16 protein-coding genes are annotated in these 13952 nt (G+C 69.1%); 3 read left to right on the forward strand and 13 right to left on the reverse strand.

All coding sequences use genetic code 11. The features are described 5' to 3' along the window. Positions 1 to 46: 46 nt before the first annotated feature. The 6 genes from DEA06_RS07200 to infC form a co-directional block, all read right to left on the reverse strand. Positions 47 to 943: a glutamate ABC transporter substrate-binding protein gene (locus DEA06_RS07200; protein WP_116647316.1), complete on the reverse strand. Its 897-nt coding sequence runs from the start codon at positions 941 to 943 to the stop codon at positions 47 to 49. A gap of 87 nt (positions 944 to 1030) precedes the next feature. After that, positions 1031 to 1795 (reverse strand): amino acid ABC transporter ATP-binding protein, encoded by a 765-nt coding sequence (locus DEA06_RS07205; RefSeq protein ID WP_116647317.1) that lies wholly within the window; start codon positions 1793 to 1795, stop codon positions 1031 to 1033. Positions 1796 to 1881: 86 nt separating this feature from the next. Beyond that, positions 1882 to 2682 carry an RNA methyltransferase gene (locus DEA06_RS07210; RefSeq protein ID WP_116647318.1) on the reverse strand — a complete coding sequence of 267 codons (801 nt, stop codon included), beginning with the start codon at positions 2680 to 2682 and terminating at the stop codon, positions 1882 to 1884. A 106-nt stretch (positions 2683 to 2788) separates the two neighbouring features. Next, on the reverse strand, positions 2789 to 3172 hold the full coding sequence (gene rplT / locus DEA06_RS07215) for a 50S ribosomal protein L20 (protein WP_116647319.1): 384 nt from the start codon (positions 3170 to 3172) through the stop codon (positions 2789 to 2791). Positions 3173 to 3201: 29 nt separating this feature from the next. Beyond that, a complete protein-coding gene (rpmI, locus tag DEA06_RS07220; RefSeq protein ID WP_055835219.1) occupies positions 3202 to 3396 on the reverse strand; it encodes a 50S ribosomal protein L35 in 195 nt (64 codons plus the stop codon). 46 nt (positions 3397 to 3442) lie between these two features. After that, the gene (gene infC, locus DEA06_RS07225) at positions 3443 to 4066 is read right to left on the reverse strand and encodes a translation initiation factor IF-3 (protein WP_116647320.1); all 624 of its coding nucleotides are present in this window, start codon (positions 4064 to 4066) and stop codon (positions 3443 to 3445) included. A 241-nt stretch (positions 4067 to 4307) separates the two neighbouring features. Here infC and DEA06_RS07230 point away from each other — a divergent pair, with 241 nt between their 5' ends. Continuing rightward, positions 4308 to 4724 (forward strand): DUF1844 domain-containing protein, encoded by a 417-nt coding sequence (locus DEA06_RS07230; protein WP_187266807.1) that lies wholly within the window; start codon positions 4308 to 4310, stop codon positions 4722 to 4724. A gap of 463 nt (positions 4725 to 5187) precedes the next feature. Here DEA06_RS07230 and DEA06_RS07235 read toward each other — a convergent pair whose 3' ends face one another. From DEA06_RS07235 to DEA06_RS07260, 6 genes are read right to left on the reverse strand one after another with little or no spacing between them, the layout of a single operon-like run. Next, positions 5188 to 5958, reverse strand: coding sequence for an SseB family protein (locus DEA06_RS07235; protein ID WP_116647321.1), 771 nt, complete (start codon positions 5956 to 5958; stop codon positions 5188 to 5190). After that, the gene (gene priA / locus DEA06_RS07240) at positions 5942 to 6688 is read right to left on the reverse strand and encodes a bifunctional 1-(5-phosphoribosyl)-5-((5-phosphoribosylamino)methylideneamino)imidazole-4-carboxamide isomerase/phosphoribosylanthranilate isomerase PriA (RefSeq protein ID WP_116647322.1); all 747 of its coding nucleotides are present in this window, start codon (positions 6686 to 6688) and stop codon (positions 5942 to 5944) included. The genes DEA06_RS07235 and priA overlap by 17 nt, the downstream gene beginning before the upstream one ends. 45 nt (positions 6689 to 6733) lie before the next feature. Next, positions 6734 to 7384, reverse strand: coding sequence for an imidazole glycerol phosphate synthase subunit HisH (gene hisH, locus DEA06_RS07245; RefSeq protein ID WP_116647323.1), 651 nt, complete (start codon positions 7382 to 7384; stop codon positions 6734 to 6736). Next, positions 7381 to 7989, reverse strand: a complete 609-nt coding sequence (gene hisB / locus DEA06_RS07250; protein WP_116647324.1) for an imidazoleglycerol-phosphate dehydratase HisB — start codon at positions 7987 to 7989, stop codon at positions 7381 to 7383. Before hisB ends, hisH begins: the two co-directional genes overlap by 4 nt. Then, positions 7986 to 9071, reverse strand: a complete 1086-nt coding sequence (locus tag DEA06_RS07255; protein ID WP_116647325.1) for a histidinol-phosphate transaminase — start codon at positions 9069 to 9071, stop codon at positions 7986 to 7988. Before DEA06_RS07255 ends, hisB begins: the two co-directional genes overlap by 4 nt. 20 nt (positions 9072 to 9091) lie before the next feature. Further along, positions 9092 to 9448: a LysM peptidoglycan-binding domain-containing protein gene (locus DEA06_RS07260; protein ID WP_116647326.1), complete on the reverse strand. Its 357-nt coding sequence runs from the start codon at positions 9446 to 9448 to the stop codon at positions 9092 to 9094. Between the two features lie 267 nt (positions 9449 to 9715). Here DEA06_RS07260 and lexA point away from each other — a divergent pair, with 267 nt between their 5' ends. Then, a complete protein-coding gene (gene lexA, locus DEA06_RS07265; protein WP_116647327.1) occupies positions 9716 to 10393 on the forward strand; it encodes a transcriptional repressor LexA in 678 nt (225 codons plus the stop codon). A gap of 32 nt (positions 10394 to 10425) precedes the next feature. Next, the gene (locus tag DEA06_RS07270) at positions 10426 to 12345 is read left to right on the forward strand and encodes a prolyl oligopeptidase family serine peptidase (RefSeq protein ID WP_116647328.1); all 1920 of its coding nucleotides are present in this window, start codon (positions 10426 to 10428) and stop codon (positions 12343 to 12345) included. A gap of 65 nt (positions 12346 to 12410) precedes the next feature. Here DEA06_RS07270 and hflX read toward each other — a convergent pair whose 3' ends face one another. Further along, on the reverse strand, positions 12411 to 13928 hold the full coding sequence (gene hflX, locus DEA06_RS07275; RefSeq protein WP_116647329.1) for a GTPase HflX: 1518 nt from the start codon (positions 13926 to 13928) through the stop codon (positions 12411 to 12413). Between the last annotated feature and the right edge of the window lie 24 nt (positions 13929 to 13952).

Genomic DNA, 13952 nt, shown 5'->3' on the forward strand with positions numbered 1-13952 from the left:
TGTTCGAACGGACGAGGGTGGGGGCGGCCGGAGCCGCCCCCGGGGATCACTCGTCGACCGCGGGCTGCGTTCCGGCGATGCCGGCCGGCTCGAGGTGGAGGTCGAACAGGGACGTCCAGACGTCGCCACCGTCGGTGAGGAGGGTGTTGATGTGGCTCTTCAGGGCGGTGTCGCCCTTCTCCAGGCCGATGCCGTAGCGCTCCTCGCTGAACGGCTCTCCGGCGATCTTCAGGGCGTCGGGCTCGAGAGCGACATAGCCGGCGAGGATAGCCTCGTCGGTCGTGATCGCGTCGACCTGACCGCCCTTGAGCTGCTCGACGCACTGCGAGTAGGTGTCGTACTCGACCGTGTTGCCCGGGCTGTACTCGTCGCGGATACGCTGCAGCGGGGTCGAACCCGTCACGGAGCAGACCGTCTTGCCGGCGAGGTCGTCGGGACCGTTGATCGAGTCGTCGTCAGCGGCGACGAGCAGGCCCTGGCCGGTGATGAAGTACGGACCGGCGAAGTCGATCTGCTCTTTGCGCTTGTCGGTGATCGAGTAGGTGCCGACGTAGTAGTCGATGTCACCGTTGACGATGGCCTGCTCACGGTTGGCCGACGGGATCGTCTGGTAGGTGATCTTGTCTTCGTCGAACCCGAGCGAGGCGGCGACCCAGCGAGCGATGTCGACGTCGAACCCGGTCCGATCCCCCGAGGCTGCGTCTTCGTAGCCGAGACCGGGCTGGTCGTTCTTGACGCCGATGACGACGCCGTCGCGCTCGACCATGCGGTCGTAGGTGGGGCTGTCGGTCAGGGAGACATCGGTGGCAACGTCCCAGAGTGCGTCGTCGCTGCCCGCTTCAGGCGCGCCGGGACTGGTGGGTGACCCGCTGTTGCAGGCGGTGAGCACGAGGGCCGCGACGGCCGCGAGGCCGAATCCGGCGATCATTCGTGTCTTGCGCATGGAATCTCCTTGGTGTGGGTGCTGTGTGGTCGCGGATCTGTTGTGCAGATCCGACGTCAGGGAGGGAGGTGCCGACGTCCTCCGAAATCAGTGGGTGATGAGCTTCGAGAGGAAGTCCTTCGCTCGCGCGCTTTCCGGTCGCGTGAAGAACTGCTCGGGCGCGGCCTCTTCGACGATCTGGCCGTCGGCCATGAAGATCACGCGATCGGCGGCCTTACGCGCGAAGCCCATCTCGTGGGTGACGACGATCATCGTCATGCCGTCGCGAGCGAGGCCGACCATGACGTCGAGAACCTCGTTGATCATCTCGGGGTCGAGGGCGCTCGTCGGCTCATCGAAGAGCATCAGCTTCGGCTTCATCGCGAGGGCACGCGCGATCGCGACGCGCTGCTGCTGCCCGCCCGACAGCTGCGCGGGCAGCTTGTCGGCCTGCGCGACGATCCCGACCCGCTCGAGCAGCACGCGCGCCTCGCGCTCGGCGTCGGCCTTCTTCATCCCGCGAACCTTGATCGGTCCGAGCGTAACGTTCTCGAGGATCGTCAGGTGGGCGAACAGGTTGAACGACTGGAAAACCATTCCCACGTCGGCGCGCAACTGCGCGAGGCCCTTCCCTTCTTTGGGAAGCTCCTTGCCGTCGATCGTGATCACACCCGAGGTGATCGTCTCGAGACGGTTGATGGTGCGGCACAGGGTCGACTTGCCCGAACCCGACGGGCCGATCACGACGACGACCTCACCGCGCGAGACCGTGAGGTCGATATCTTTCAGCGCTTGGAAGTCGCCGTAGTGCTTCTGCACATCGCTCATCACGACGAGCGAGTCGCCGGCCGGCCGTGGATCAGAGGTCGCCATGACTTCACCCTACGAGTCCTGTGAGACCCGCGACACGTATTGACGCGAGCCTTAACCGATCTGTAACAGCAGCAGTACGCGTCGTGTCACTGATTCGCGCGCTGCGCGAACGCCGTCTCGTACAGGCAGACGCTCGCCGCGGTGGCGAGGTTCAGCGACTCCGCCCGACCGTAGATCGGCAGTCGGAGCGCCAGGTCGGCGTGGGCCAGGGCCGGCTCTTCGAGCCCGCGTGCCTCGTTGCCGAACAGCCACGCGGTGGGCTCGGCGAGCAGGTGCCGTGAGGCGAGGAAGTCGGTGCCGTCGACGTCGGCGGCGACGACCCGCATGCCGGCGGCGTGGGCACGCTCGACCGCCGCCTCGAGCTCGCCCCCCACCGCGATCGGCAGGTGGAACAGCGATCCGGTCGTCGACCGCACGACCTTCGGGTTGTAGGGATCCACGGTGCGCCCGGTGAGGACGACGGCGTCTGCGCCCGCAGCATCCGCCGCTCTGATGATCGTGCCCAGATTGCCGGGGTCGCGCACCTCTTCGCAGATCGCCACCAGCCGCGGGTTCGAGGCGAACACCTCGCGCATCGACGTGGGCTGCTGACGCGCGACGGCGACGATCCCCTGCGGGGTCACCGTGTCGGCCATCGCGTCGAGCACCGCCTCGGTGGTGTACTCCACCTCGAGGTCGGCGGCGCGCGCCGCGTCGCGGATGTCGGAGTGCTTCTCCATCGCCGTCGGCGTCGCGAAGAGGTCGACCAGCGACTCGGGCGCATACTGCAGCGCCTCGCGCGCGGCCTGCGGACCCTCCAGGAGGAAAAGACCCGTCTCTTCACGCGCACTGCGCTTGGCCAGCTTCGCGACCGCGCGGACGCGCGGCGAACGGGGATTCTCGAGCACGGGGCCAGCCTAGGGCTCCCGCGCCGTCCGCCCCGCGACCGACGCGGTCGGTGCAGCAGAAAGGGCGCCCTCCCGGAGGAGGACGCCCTTTCGCGGAAACGGATGCTTACGCGGTCTTGGCTGCGTTCACATCGGCCGGGAGCGCGGCCTTCGCGGTCGCGACGAGCGACGCGAAAGTGGCGGGCTCGTTGACCGCGAGCTCGGCGAGTATGCGACGGTCGACCTGGACACCCGCGAGGCCGAGGCCCTGGATCAGACGGTTGTACGTGAGGCCGTTCTGACGCGATGCCGCGTTGATGCGCTGGATCCACAGACGACGGAAGTCGCCCTTGCGCTTGCGACGGTCACGGTACGCGTAGACGAGCGAGTGGGTGACCTGCTCCTTCGCCTTGCGGTACAGGCGCGAACGCTGTCCGCGGTAACCGGAGGCGCGCTCGAGGATGACGCGACGCTTCTTGTGGGCGTTTACTGCCCGCTTGACTCTAGCCATTTCTTATCGTTCCTAACGTGCGTCGGCGCTCAAAGGCCGAGGAGCTTCTTCGCGACCTTGGCGTCGCCCTTGGCCAGGACCTGCTCCTGGTTCAGACGGCGGGTCCGCTTCGAGGCCTTGCCCTCGAGGTTGTGCCGCATGCCGGCCTGCTGCTTCATGAGCTTGCCGCTACCGGTCAACTTGAAGCGCTTCTTGGCACCCGAGTGGGTCTTCTGCTTCGGCATCTGTCTTTCCTTCGTTGGGTTTCCCGCGAGGCGGGAGTCTGGGGGCCTACTCGGCGGATGCCGCGGCAGGCTCGGAGTCGGAGGAGTCCGGGCGCGAACCCGAGCGGGCCGCTTCCTTCGTCGCAGCGCGCTGAGCGTTCTGCTCCGTCTTGACCTCGGACTTGTTCTTGTGGGGTGCGACCACCATCACCATGTTGCGGCCGTCGATCGTCGGGTTCGACTCGACCGTGCCGAACTCGGCGACATCCTCCGCGAACTTGCGGAGCAGGCGCACACCCTGGTCGGGACGCGACTGCTCGCGACCACGGAACAGGATCATCGCCTTGACCTTGTCGCCCGCCTGGAGGAAGCCCTCAGCGCGCTTGAGCTTGGTTATGTAGTCGTGGGCCTCGATCTTCAGACGGAACCGCACCTCTTTGAGGACGGTGTTCGCCTGGTTGCGACGCGCTTCCTTTGCCTTCTGCGCAGTCTCGTACTTGAATTTGCCGTAATCCATGATCTTGACCACGGGCGGCTTCGAGTTCGGGGCTACCTCGACGAGATCGAGGTCGGCCTCCTGGGCCAGGCGCAGTGCCACCTCGATGCGGACGACGCCGACCTGCTCACCAGCGGGACCCACGAGGCGGACCTCGGGGACGCGGATGCGGTCATTGGTGCGGGGATCGCTGATGCGGGACTCCTCTTACGTTGCGGGAGACCACCGCGACACGGGAGCGTCGCGGGCGGAAGAAGACGCATTCCACCCGACTCGACGTGCGAAACGCCGGCTCTACACCCGTGCAACCCCGGGCGACCGGAGCGGAGTGCGTGGACCCGGTAGCCTTGAGCGGCAAGCGCGGGTGGGATGTGATCCTCTTTCGTTCGGAACAGAAAAGCTCCGAAGCCCGCCACAGTCTAGCAGAGAGAAACACGTGCACACGATTCCCGGTAACGACGCCCCCTCCGACTCCCCCGAGGGCGGCGACGAACGACTCACGCGATGGGAGGAGGACGGCGAACGCTCGGCCGAATCAGCGGGACGCGACCTCGCCGACGTCCCCGCCGTCGAGGTGATCACCACCACCGCCGTGCACCTCATGAGCGCCGCCGCCGTCAAGGTCGGTCTCGCCGACGACCCGGCGCACCAGACCGACCTCGACGAGGCCCGCAAGCTCATCAACGCACTCGCGGGCCTCATCACCGCCGCCGCGCCCGAGATCAGCGACATGCACGCGCGCTCGCTCCGCGACGGCCTGCGCTCACTGCAGCTCGCCTTCCGCGAAGCATCCGTCATCCCCGACCCCATCGGCAAAGGTCCGGGCGAGAAATGGACCGGGCCGGTCAACTGACTCGTCGTTCCAGGAGACCGTGACGGGGTTCCGGTCTGCGGGCTGCGACTCCGGGCTCCGGGATGTCGCCCCCGAACCAAGAGAGGGGCCCCTACCCCGATTGGCTCGGGGACGACATCCCTGCACCCTCCGGCGCGGCCCGCAGACCTCGCCGCGTCGCGCGCTCCCGGCCGCGATCGTCCACCTCGGGAGAGAGGCGGATGCGGTGCATCCGATTGGCTCGAGGGGAACATCCCTGCGCCCTCTGTCGGAGTCCGGGGCGCTCCGTCGTGCCACCCACCCCCGGCCGCGATCGTCGACCTCGGGAGAGAGGGGCGGATGCGGCGCATCCGATTGGCTCGGGGACGACATCCCTGCACCCTCCGGCGCGGCCCGCAGACCTCCCGCGTCGCGCGCTCCCGGCCGCGATCGTCGACCTCGGGAGAGAGGCGGATGCGGCGCATCCGCGGGCGTGGGAGCGGGGCTACTCGCGGTGGAGTTTGACCGTGAGGGAGTCGACCAGCACGGCAATGCGGTCGTCGGCGGCCCAGCGGCGGGCGAGACGGGCGAGGACGGCGTCGAGCTCGTCCTGCTCGAGACCCTGCATGAGCTGCAGGTGGACGATGAGCTCGGGCCCCCGGAGGCGATCGGTCGGGTCTCCCGGCTCGACGGCGAAGTCGAGCACCGCGAGCTCGGCTCCGACGCTCTGCTGCAGCCCCGTGAACACCTCGGCCGACGTGTGACTGGGCTCCCACGCGATGCCCTGGCCGATCGCCCACACCGCTGGCCGACGAAGCACGAACTCGGTGTCGGAGCCCGGGTCGATCACGATCAGCTCGGTGTCGTCTCCGGCCGCGGCGACCGCCGTGCGCACGCCGTCCGCGGGGATGGGCCTGGCCACAGAATCCCACCGCTTCATCGCGTCCACCGACGTGAAGACCGGCAGCACCTTGCGCCCGTCGGGGGCCGCCACGGTGACGATGGAGAGTTCCTGCGTCTTGTCCACGACGAGACCGTGCTGACCTACGCCCTCGTCGCCCTTGTCGGCGACCAGCGGAATGAGCAGGCGAGCGGTGCGATAGGCCTCGACGACCGCGCGCGCATCCCGCGCACCGTCGGCGTCGGCGGTCAGCGCGACCAACAGCGCCGGATCGGCGGAACCGTCGTCGGCCGCGTGGCGATTGTCTTCGAAGCGTCGCCCCTCCCAGGGGACCCCTGCGGAGTCGCCCGCGGGAGTGTCAGCCTCCGGCGACATCCAGTGCCTCGGCCAGGGTGAACGCCCCGGCGTAGAGTGCCTTGCCCACGATCGCGCCTTCGACGCCGAGCGGCACGAGTTCGCGAAGGGCCGCGATGTCGTCAAGGCTCGAGACGCCGCCCGAGGCCACGACAGGCTTGGGTGTGCGCTCGGCGATCTCGCGGAGAAGGTCGATGTTCGGGCCCTTGAGCGTGCCGTCCTTCGTCACGTCGGTGACGACGTATCGGCTGCAACCGGCGTCTTCGAGACGCGCGAGGACGGTCCAGAGGTCACCGCCGTCGCGGGTCCATCCCCGCGCGGCGAGTGTCGTCCCACGCACGTCGAGGCCGACAGCGATCGCGTCGCCGTAGCGGCCGATGACGTCGGCGGCCCACTCGGGGTTCTCCAGCGCCGCGGTACCGAGGTTGATGCGGCTGGCGCCGCTGTCGAGAGCGGCCTCGAGCGAGCGGTCGTCTCGGATGCCCCCGGAGAGCTCCACCTGGACGCCGCGCACCTGCTTGATGACTCGACGCATCACCGCGGTGTTGTTGCCGCGCCCGAAGGCCGCATCGAGGTCGACCAGATGGATCCAGCCCGCGCCCTGGCGTGCGAAGTCGGCGGCCGCATCGACCGGATCGCCGTAGTTCGTCTCGGTACCCGCCTCGCCCTGCGTCAGCCGCACGGCCTTGCCGCCTGCGACATCGACGGCGGGGAGGAGGATCAGCTCGGGTGTTGACGCGAAATCGTTCATGGCTCCTCGTGCACGCGGACGCCGGTCGCTCGCTGTGGCACGAGGTTAGACAGTAGCGGCGCCGAGGCCGTCGATCCAATTGGCGAGCAGGCGGATGCCCGCATCCCCCGATTTCTCGGGGTGGAACTGCGTCGCGGCCAGCGGACCGTTCTCGACCGCGGCGAGGAACGGCTCGCCGTAGTCGCACCACGTCAGCGACGGCGCCGGGAAAGGCGGCTGCACGTCGAGTTCCCAGCGCTGGGCGGCGTACGAGTGCACGAAGTAGAAGCGCTCGTTCTCGATGCCGGCGAACAGGCGCGACCCCGCATCGGGGCGAACGGTGTTCCACCCCATGTGCGGCAGGACAGGCGCCTCGAGCTGGGTCACGGCACCCGGCCACTCCCCCAACCCCTCGCTGTCGACGCCGCGCTCGACGCCCCGCTCGAACAGCACCTGCATACCGACGCAGATACCGAGCACGGGGCGGCCTCCGGCGAGGCGCCGATCGATCAGATCGCCCCCGCGGTGAGCGCGCAGCGCCCCCATGACGGCCTCGAAGGCACCGACCCCGGGCACGACCAGGCCGTCGGCCTCCAGCACGAGGTCGCGATCACGAGTGAGGCGCGCGTCGGCACCGGCTGCCACCAGAGCCTTGACGGCGGAGTGGACGTTGCCCGATCCGTAGTCGAGCACCGCGACGACGGGACGCGCGCTCACAGGGCGCCCTTCGTGCTCGGGATGCCGTCGACCAGGGGGTCGAGCGCCTTCGCCTGGCGGAATGCACGCGCGAACGCCTTGTACTCCGCCTCCGCGATGTGGTGAGGGTCACGGCCGCCCAGAACGCGGACGTGCACGGTGAGGGCGCCGTTGAACGCGATCGCCTCGAACGTGTGGCGAACCAGCGAGCCTGTGAAGTGCCCTCCGATGAGGTGCTGCTCGAAACCGTCGGGTTCACCCGAGTGCACGAGGTAAGGGCGTCCGCTGATGTCGACGACCGCCTGAGCGAGGGCCTCGTCGAGCGGCACCAGGGCATCGCCGTACCGCGAGATGCCGGCCTTGTCGCCGAGGGCCTCGCGGATCGCCGTGCCGAGCACGATCGACACGTCCTCGACGGTGTGGTGGGCGTCGATGTGCGTGTCACCCGCCGCGCGGACGGTGAGATCGGTCAGCGAGTGCTTCGCGAACGCCGTCAGCATGTGGTCGAAGAAGGGAACCGACGTGTCGATCGAGCTCTTGCCCGAGCCGTCGAGGTTGAGCTCCAGCTCGACGCTCGACTCGCTGGTCGCGCGGCGGATCGAGGCGGTTCGGGAGGGGCCGGTCATGAGCCCGATCCTACCGAGGCCAGTGCGTCGAGGAACGCGGTCGTCTCGTCGGCCGTGCCTGCCGTGACTCGCAGGTGGTGAGGGATGCCGATGTCACGGATCAGCACTCCACGGTCGTACAACGCCTGCCAGGTCGCTGCCGGGTCGGATACGCCCCCGAACAGCACGAAGTTCGTCCACGACTCGTGCGCCTGATATCCGAGGGCTTCGACGGTCGCGGAGATCCGGTCGCGCTGCGACACGATCTCGTCGACCATGCCGAGCATCGTGGCGGCGTGTCCGAGAGCCGCCGTCGCCGCCGCCTGGGTGAGCGCACTCAGGTGATACGGCAGCCGTACGAGTCGTAAGGCGTCGATCAGCGCGGGATCGGCCGCGAGGTATCCGACCCGTGCTCCCGCGAAGGCGAAGGCCTTGCTCATCGTGCGAGACACGACCAGGCGCTCTCGCCCGGGGAGGAGGCTGACCGCCGAGGGCGCGTCGTGCGGGGCGAACTCCTGATACGCCTCGTCGACGATGACGATGCCCTCGGTCGCGTCATAGGCGGCCTCGATCACGTCGAGCGACATCGGGGTTCCGGTTGGGTTGTTCGGCGCGCAGAGGAAGGTCACGTCAGGGCGCACCTCCGAGATCTGCTCGGCCGCCGAGGCGGCCGACACGGTGTAGTCGTGCGACCGCGCACCCGACACCCATCGGGCGCCCGTGCCTCGCGTGAGCAGCGGGTACATCGAATACGTCGGATCGAACGAGAAGGCGGTGCGACCGGGCCCCGCGAAGGCCTGCAGCAGGTGCTGAAGTACCTCGTTCGACCCGTTGCCGGCCCAGATCTGCTCGCGAGTGAGCCCCTCGCCCAGGTAGTCGGCGAACGCTTCGCGAAGTGCGGTGAACTCGCGGTCGGGGTAACGGTTCACATCGCGCAGGGCACGTGCCACCGCGTCGAGGATGTCACCGGCGACGTCGTCGGGCACCGGATGCGTGTTCTCGTTCACGTTCAGAGCTACCGGCAACGCCGCCTGGGGCGCACCGTAGGGTTTCATTCCGCGCAGATCGTCGCGGAGCGGAAGGTCATCGAGCCTCGTGGTCACCCTTCGATGGTAGGGCGGGCTCAGGGGGCCGAGGAGTACTCCGCCGGAATGGCGAGCCGCTGGCCCGCGGAGAGCGCCACCCCATCGAGGGCGTTCAGCCGCACGATCGCGTCGACCACGTCGCGCGGATCGGCGGACGGCGCGACCTCCTGGGCGATGCCCCAGAGCGACTCACCCGCCATGACGGTGACCTCGGTGAACGTGCCCGCTGGCGCACCCGCATCGCGGGATGCCAGCGCAGAACCGCCGCTGATCGCCGCGACGGCGATGGCCACCACGAACGGGAACGCGGCGAGACCGGTGAGCACCCGGCGACCGCGCGCAGTCAGACGAAGACGCGTGGTCGGGACGACGGGGGCGATGCCGATGCTGGTCATGGGGTTCCTCCTCAGGTGAGAGATTCGCATCCGGCGCTCGGGCCGGAGTACCGGATGCGAAGCTCTCTTCCGAATCTATCTTCGATACAGTCAGGGTGTCAACACCGTTCTTCTCGGAGATGGATCGAACGCGACACGCGGCAGGCAGCCGCTGAGTGCGTGCGAATCCGTATACGGTTTCGACAGGGAGACACCATCACGGACCTCCGACATTCGAAGACCGGCGCCCCTCGGGCGCGAGAGGGAGCAGCCAGAATGAGCGACGCGATGCCGTCCGGCGCCCGGGACAAACCGCAGACCCGCCGCCGCAAGAGCCTGAGCGACAAGCAGATGGCGATCCTCGAAGTGATCCAGCGCTCGATCAGCCGTCACGGGTACCCGCCCAGCATGCGAGAGATCGGCGACGCGGTCGGACTCAAATCGCTCTCCAGCGTCACGCACCAGCTCAACCAGCTCGAATTGAGCGGCTACCTCCGTCGCGACCCCGGCAAGACGCGCGCGATGGAAGTGCTGATCGACCTCCCCGGCACGTCGGTCGAGAACCCCGCCGACAACGCCCCGGCCGTGGGTGACGCCGCGCTCGTCCCCCTCGTCGGGCGCATCGCCGCCGGGGTTCCCATCACCGCCGACCAGCAGGTGGATGAGATCTTCCCCCTGCCCCGACAGCTCGTGGGCAAGGGCGATCTGTTCATGCTGAAGGTCTCGGGCGAGTCGATGATCGACGCCGCCATCTGCGACGGCGACTGGGTGGTCGTGCGTTCGCAGCAGAACGCCGAGAACGGCGAGATCGTCGCGGCGATGCTCGATGACGAGGCCACGGTGAAGACGTTCCGCCGACGCGACGGCCACACCTGGCTCCTCCCGCGCAACAGCGCCTTCGAGCCGATCCTCGGCGACGACGCCGTCGTCCTCGGCAAGGTCGTGGCGGTGCTGCGGGCCGTCTGATCCCCGTCCGACCCCCGCCCTAGGGTGAGGGGATGGATTCCCCGCTCCCCTACGGTTCCTGGCCCTCCCCCTTCCGTGCGACGTCTGTCGCCGCTGCGTCTCCGCGCACCGACGGAGCACGTTTCGTCGGCGACGACATCTGGTGGGGTCAGACGATGCCCTCCGAGGGCGGACGAACGACGGTCCTGCGCCGGCGACCCGACGGATCGATCGACGATCTGCTCCCCGCTCCGCTCAGCGCGCGCTCGCGCGTCCACGAGTACGGAGGCGGTGCGTGGACGGCCGCCGACGGCGAGCTGGTCTTCTCCGAGAAATCCGACCAACGCGTGTGGGCACTCACGCCCGGCGGTCGCCCGCGCCCGCTCACCCCCGATGACCCCTCCGCGCGATTCGCGGGACTCACGTGGGGCGCAGGGACGCTGCTGGCCGTCCGCGAACGCCACGAAGGAGCCCCGGTACCCGCTCGCGACATCGTGCGGATCCCGCTCGACGGGTCGGCCGCCGACGATGCCGATCGCCTCGTGAGCGTGGCGGGCGGCACCGACTTCGTCGCGCAACCCGCGATCTCTCCCGACGGCGCGCGTCTGGCCTGGGTCGCGTGGAACCACCCCGACATGCCCTGGGATCGCACGCAGCTGCGCATCGCCGAGATCGTCGACGGCCGCGCATCCGCTCCGCGGACGATCAACGCCCGCGGCACGGCCGCGCTGCAGCCGGTGTGGACGGCCCCGAACGAGGTGACCTACGCCGATGACCCGACCGGACGGTGGAACCTCTGGCGTGCAGACGGCGACGCCGCGCCCGTCGCCCTGGCTCCGGCAGACGCCGACACCGGCGGCGCGCTCTGGGTGCTCGGTACGCGCTGGTTCGGAGCGCTCGACGACGGTCGCCTCGTCGCGGTCCGCACGAACGGGGCCGACGAACTCGTCATGGTCGACGGCGACCGGGTCGACCCGCTGCCGGTACCGATCGTCGCCGGCGCTGCCGTCGAGGACGTCTCGACGACGCGCGCGCTCGTCTCGGGTGCGACCGCCTCGGGCGGCGCAGGTCTCTGGCTCGTCGACGCGAGCGATCTCGGTGCTCCGACGGTGGAACGCCTCGCCGGCGGCTCGAACGGCCCGGGCCCGGAGTGGTTCCCGACCGCGCGGTCGATCACCGCCCCCGGACCCCACGGGCCGGTTCACGCCTTCGCCTACCCTCCGACGAATCCCGAGGTGACCGCCCCGGCGGATGAGAAGCCGCCGTACCTCGTGCTGGTGCACGGGGGTCCGACGTCGCACGTGGGTCCTGCGGCGTCGGCCAAGATCGCGTACTTCACAAGCCGCGGAATCGGTGTGCTCGACGTCAACTACGGCGGTTCGACCGGCTACGGACGCCCCTACCGCGATCGCCTTCGCGGGCAGTGGGGCGTCGTCGACGTCGACGACGTGGCCGCCGCCGCGACCGCTCTCAGCGACGACGGGCTCGCCGACCCGTCGCGGATCGCGATCGAGGGCGGCTCCGCCGGCGGATGGACGGTGCTGTCGGCCCTCGTCCGCACCGACGTCTTCGCGGCCGGTATCTCGCGGTACGGCGTCGGGGACGCCCGTGCCCTCGCCGCCGACACGCACGACTTCGAAGCGCGCTATCTCGACGGCCTCATCGGCCCGCTCCCCGAGGCCGAGCCGCTCTACATCGAGCGCTCACCGCTGACGTCGGCCGACCGATTCCGTGTGCCGATGCTCATCCTTCAGGGGTCGGAAGACGCCGTTGTACCGCCCGCGCAGGCCGAGGCCATCCGCGATGCCCTCGTCGCGCGAGGGGTCCCGCACGCGTACGTCCTGTACGACGGCGAGGGGCACGGCTTCCGCACCGCCGAAACGATCGTCCACGCTCTCGAGAGCGAACTGGCGTTCCTCGGTGCGGCCTTCGGATTCGACACGCCCGACGTGCCCGAGCTCACTCTCGACTGACGACTCGTCCGCAGCATCCGGCCCCGGCACAGACGGATGCTGCGGAGACGGATGCTGCGGAGAGGTCAGGCCAGGAACGGCTGCAGGTCGGAGGCCAGCTTCGCCCCGACGTGGGCGTGCAGGAATGTTCCTTCGGCCTGGTGCTCCTGCGAGACGATGATGCCGCTCTCGTGCGCCGCGGAGACCAGATCACCGCGGTCGTACGGCACCACGGCGCGCACCTCCACGGCGGGCAGAGGCAGGGCCTCCTCGATCACCGCGCGCAGCTCGTCGATTCCCTCGCCGGTACGCGAGGACACGAACAGCGCGGAGGACTCGAGGCCGCGCAGCACGAGACGCGAGTCGGCATCGATGAGATCCGCCTTGTTGAAGACGACGATCTCGCGTGTCGATCGCGCACCGACGTCGCCCATGACATCGCGAACCGTCGCGAGCTGCGCGGCGGGGTCGGGGTGCGAGCCATCCACCACGTGCACGATGACGTCGGCGTCGCCGACCTCCTCGAGCGTGGAACGGAACGCCTCGACCAGCTGGTGCGGGAGGTTGCGTACGAAACCGACGGTGTCGGTCAGCGTGTACACGCGCCCGTCTGCGGTCTCGGAGCGGCGCACGGACGTGTCGAGCGTGGCGAACAGCGCGTTCTCCACGAGGACACCGGCGCGAGTCAGACGGTTCAGGAGGCTCGACTTGCCCGCGTTGGTGTATCCCGTGATCGCGACGGCCGGAATGGTGTTGCGCTTGCGCTCGGCCCGCTTCGCTTCGCGCGCGGGCGCGAAGTCGCGGATCTGGCGGCGCAGCACGGCCATCTTGGTGCGGATGCGCCGGCGATCGAGCTCGATCTTCGTCTCACCCGGACCACGAGACCCCATACCGGCACCGCCGGCACCGACCTGGCCACCGGCCTGGCGGCTCATCGAGTCACCCCAGCCGCGCAGGCGCGGAAGGAGGTACTCGAGCTGGGCGAGTTCGACCTGCGCCTTGCCCTCGCGGCTCTTGGCGTGCTGGCTGAAGATGTCGAGGATGACGGTGGTGCGGTCGATGACCTTCACCTTGATGACGTCCTCGAGCGCGCGCCGCTGGCTGGGTGCGAGCTCGGTGTCGACGATGACCGTGTCGGCGCCGACCGATGCGACGATGTCGCGCAGCTCCTGCGCCTTCCCACTGCCGATGTAGGTCGCGGGGTCGGGGTTCGGACGCCGCTGCAGCACGCCGTCGAGAACGACCGCGCCCGCGGTCTCCGCGAGGGCGGACAGCTCGCGCAGCGAGTTCTCGGCCTCTTCCTGCTGTCCTTGCGGGTGCACGCCGACGAGAACGACGTTCTCGAGGCGCAACTGTCGGTACTCGACCTCGGTGACGTCTTCGAGCTCGGTGGACAGACCGACCACGCGGCGCAGGGCGGCGCGGTCCTCGCGGTCCCACTGGTCGCCGTCGGTGTCACCGTACGAAACGGTTCTGTCGTCCTGGAGCGCCTGGGCTGCTCCGAACACACGCACCCCGGAGTGCGCTTCGGCGCGCGCGAGCACTCGATCCACCGGGTCGACCGGCATCTCATCCGCGCTCTGGGGGATTGTGGTGTCTGTCATCTGTTCCTTCCATCGCGCCGCCCT

Origin of the sequence: Microbacterium sp. Gd 4-13 (assembly GCF_003095395.1) — a bacterium.
Lineage (GTDB): Bacteria > Actinomycetota > Actinomycetes > Actinomycetales > Microbacteriaceae > Microbacterium.

What these genes read in the sequence shown, in the direction of transcription:
- hisB (WP_116647324.1), bottom strand. Translation starts at nt 7,989, where the DNA reads ATGACCGGCCCCTCCCGAACCGCCTCGATCCGCCGCGCGACCAGCGAG.
- lexA (WP_116647327.1), top strand. Translation starts at nt 9,716, where the DNA reads ATGCCGTCCGGCGCCCGGGACAAACCGCAGACCCGCCGCCGCAAGAGC.
- rplT (WP_116647319.1), bottom strand. Translation starts at nt 3,172, where the DNA reads ATGGCTAGAGTCAAGCGGGCAGTAAACGCCCACAAGAAGCGTCGCGTC.
- DEA06_RS07260 (WP_116647326.1), bottom strand. Translation starts at nt 9,448, where the DNA reads ATGACCAGCATCGGCATCGCCCCCGTCGTCCCGACCACGCGTCTTCGT.
- DEA06_RS07235 (WP_116647321.1), bottom strand. Translation starts at nt 5,958, where the DNA reads ATGTCGCCGGAGGCTGACACTCCCGCGGGCGACTCCGCAGGGGTCCCC.
- priA (WP_116647322.1), bottom strand. Translation starts at nt 6,688, where the DNA reads ATGAACGATTTCGCGTCAACACCCGAGCTGATCCTCCTCCCCGCCGTC.
- DEA06_RS07205 (WP_116647317.1), bottom strand. Translation starts at nt 1,795, where the DNA reads ATGGCGACCTCTGATCCACGGCCGGCCGGCGACTCGCTCGTCGTGATG.
- hflX (WP_116647329.1), bottom strand. Translation starts at nt 13,928, where the DNA reads ATGACAGACACCACAATCCCCCAGAGCGCGGATGAGATGCCGGTCGAC.
- DEA06_RS07270 (WP_116647328.1), top strand. Translation starts at nt 10,426, where the DNA reads ATGGATTCCCCGCTCCCCTACGGTTCCTGGCCCTCCCCCTTCCGTGCG.
- DEA06_RS07200 (WP_116647316.1), bottom strand. Translation starts at nt 943, where the DNA reads ATGCGCAAGACACGAATGATCGCCGGATTCGGCCTCGCGGCCGTCGCG.
- rpmI (WP_055835219.1), bottom strand. Translation starts at nt 3,396, where the DNA reads ATGCCGAAGCAGAAGACCCACTCGGGTGCCAAGAAGCGCTTCAAGTTG.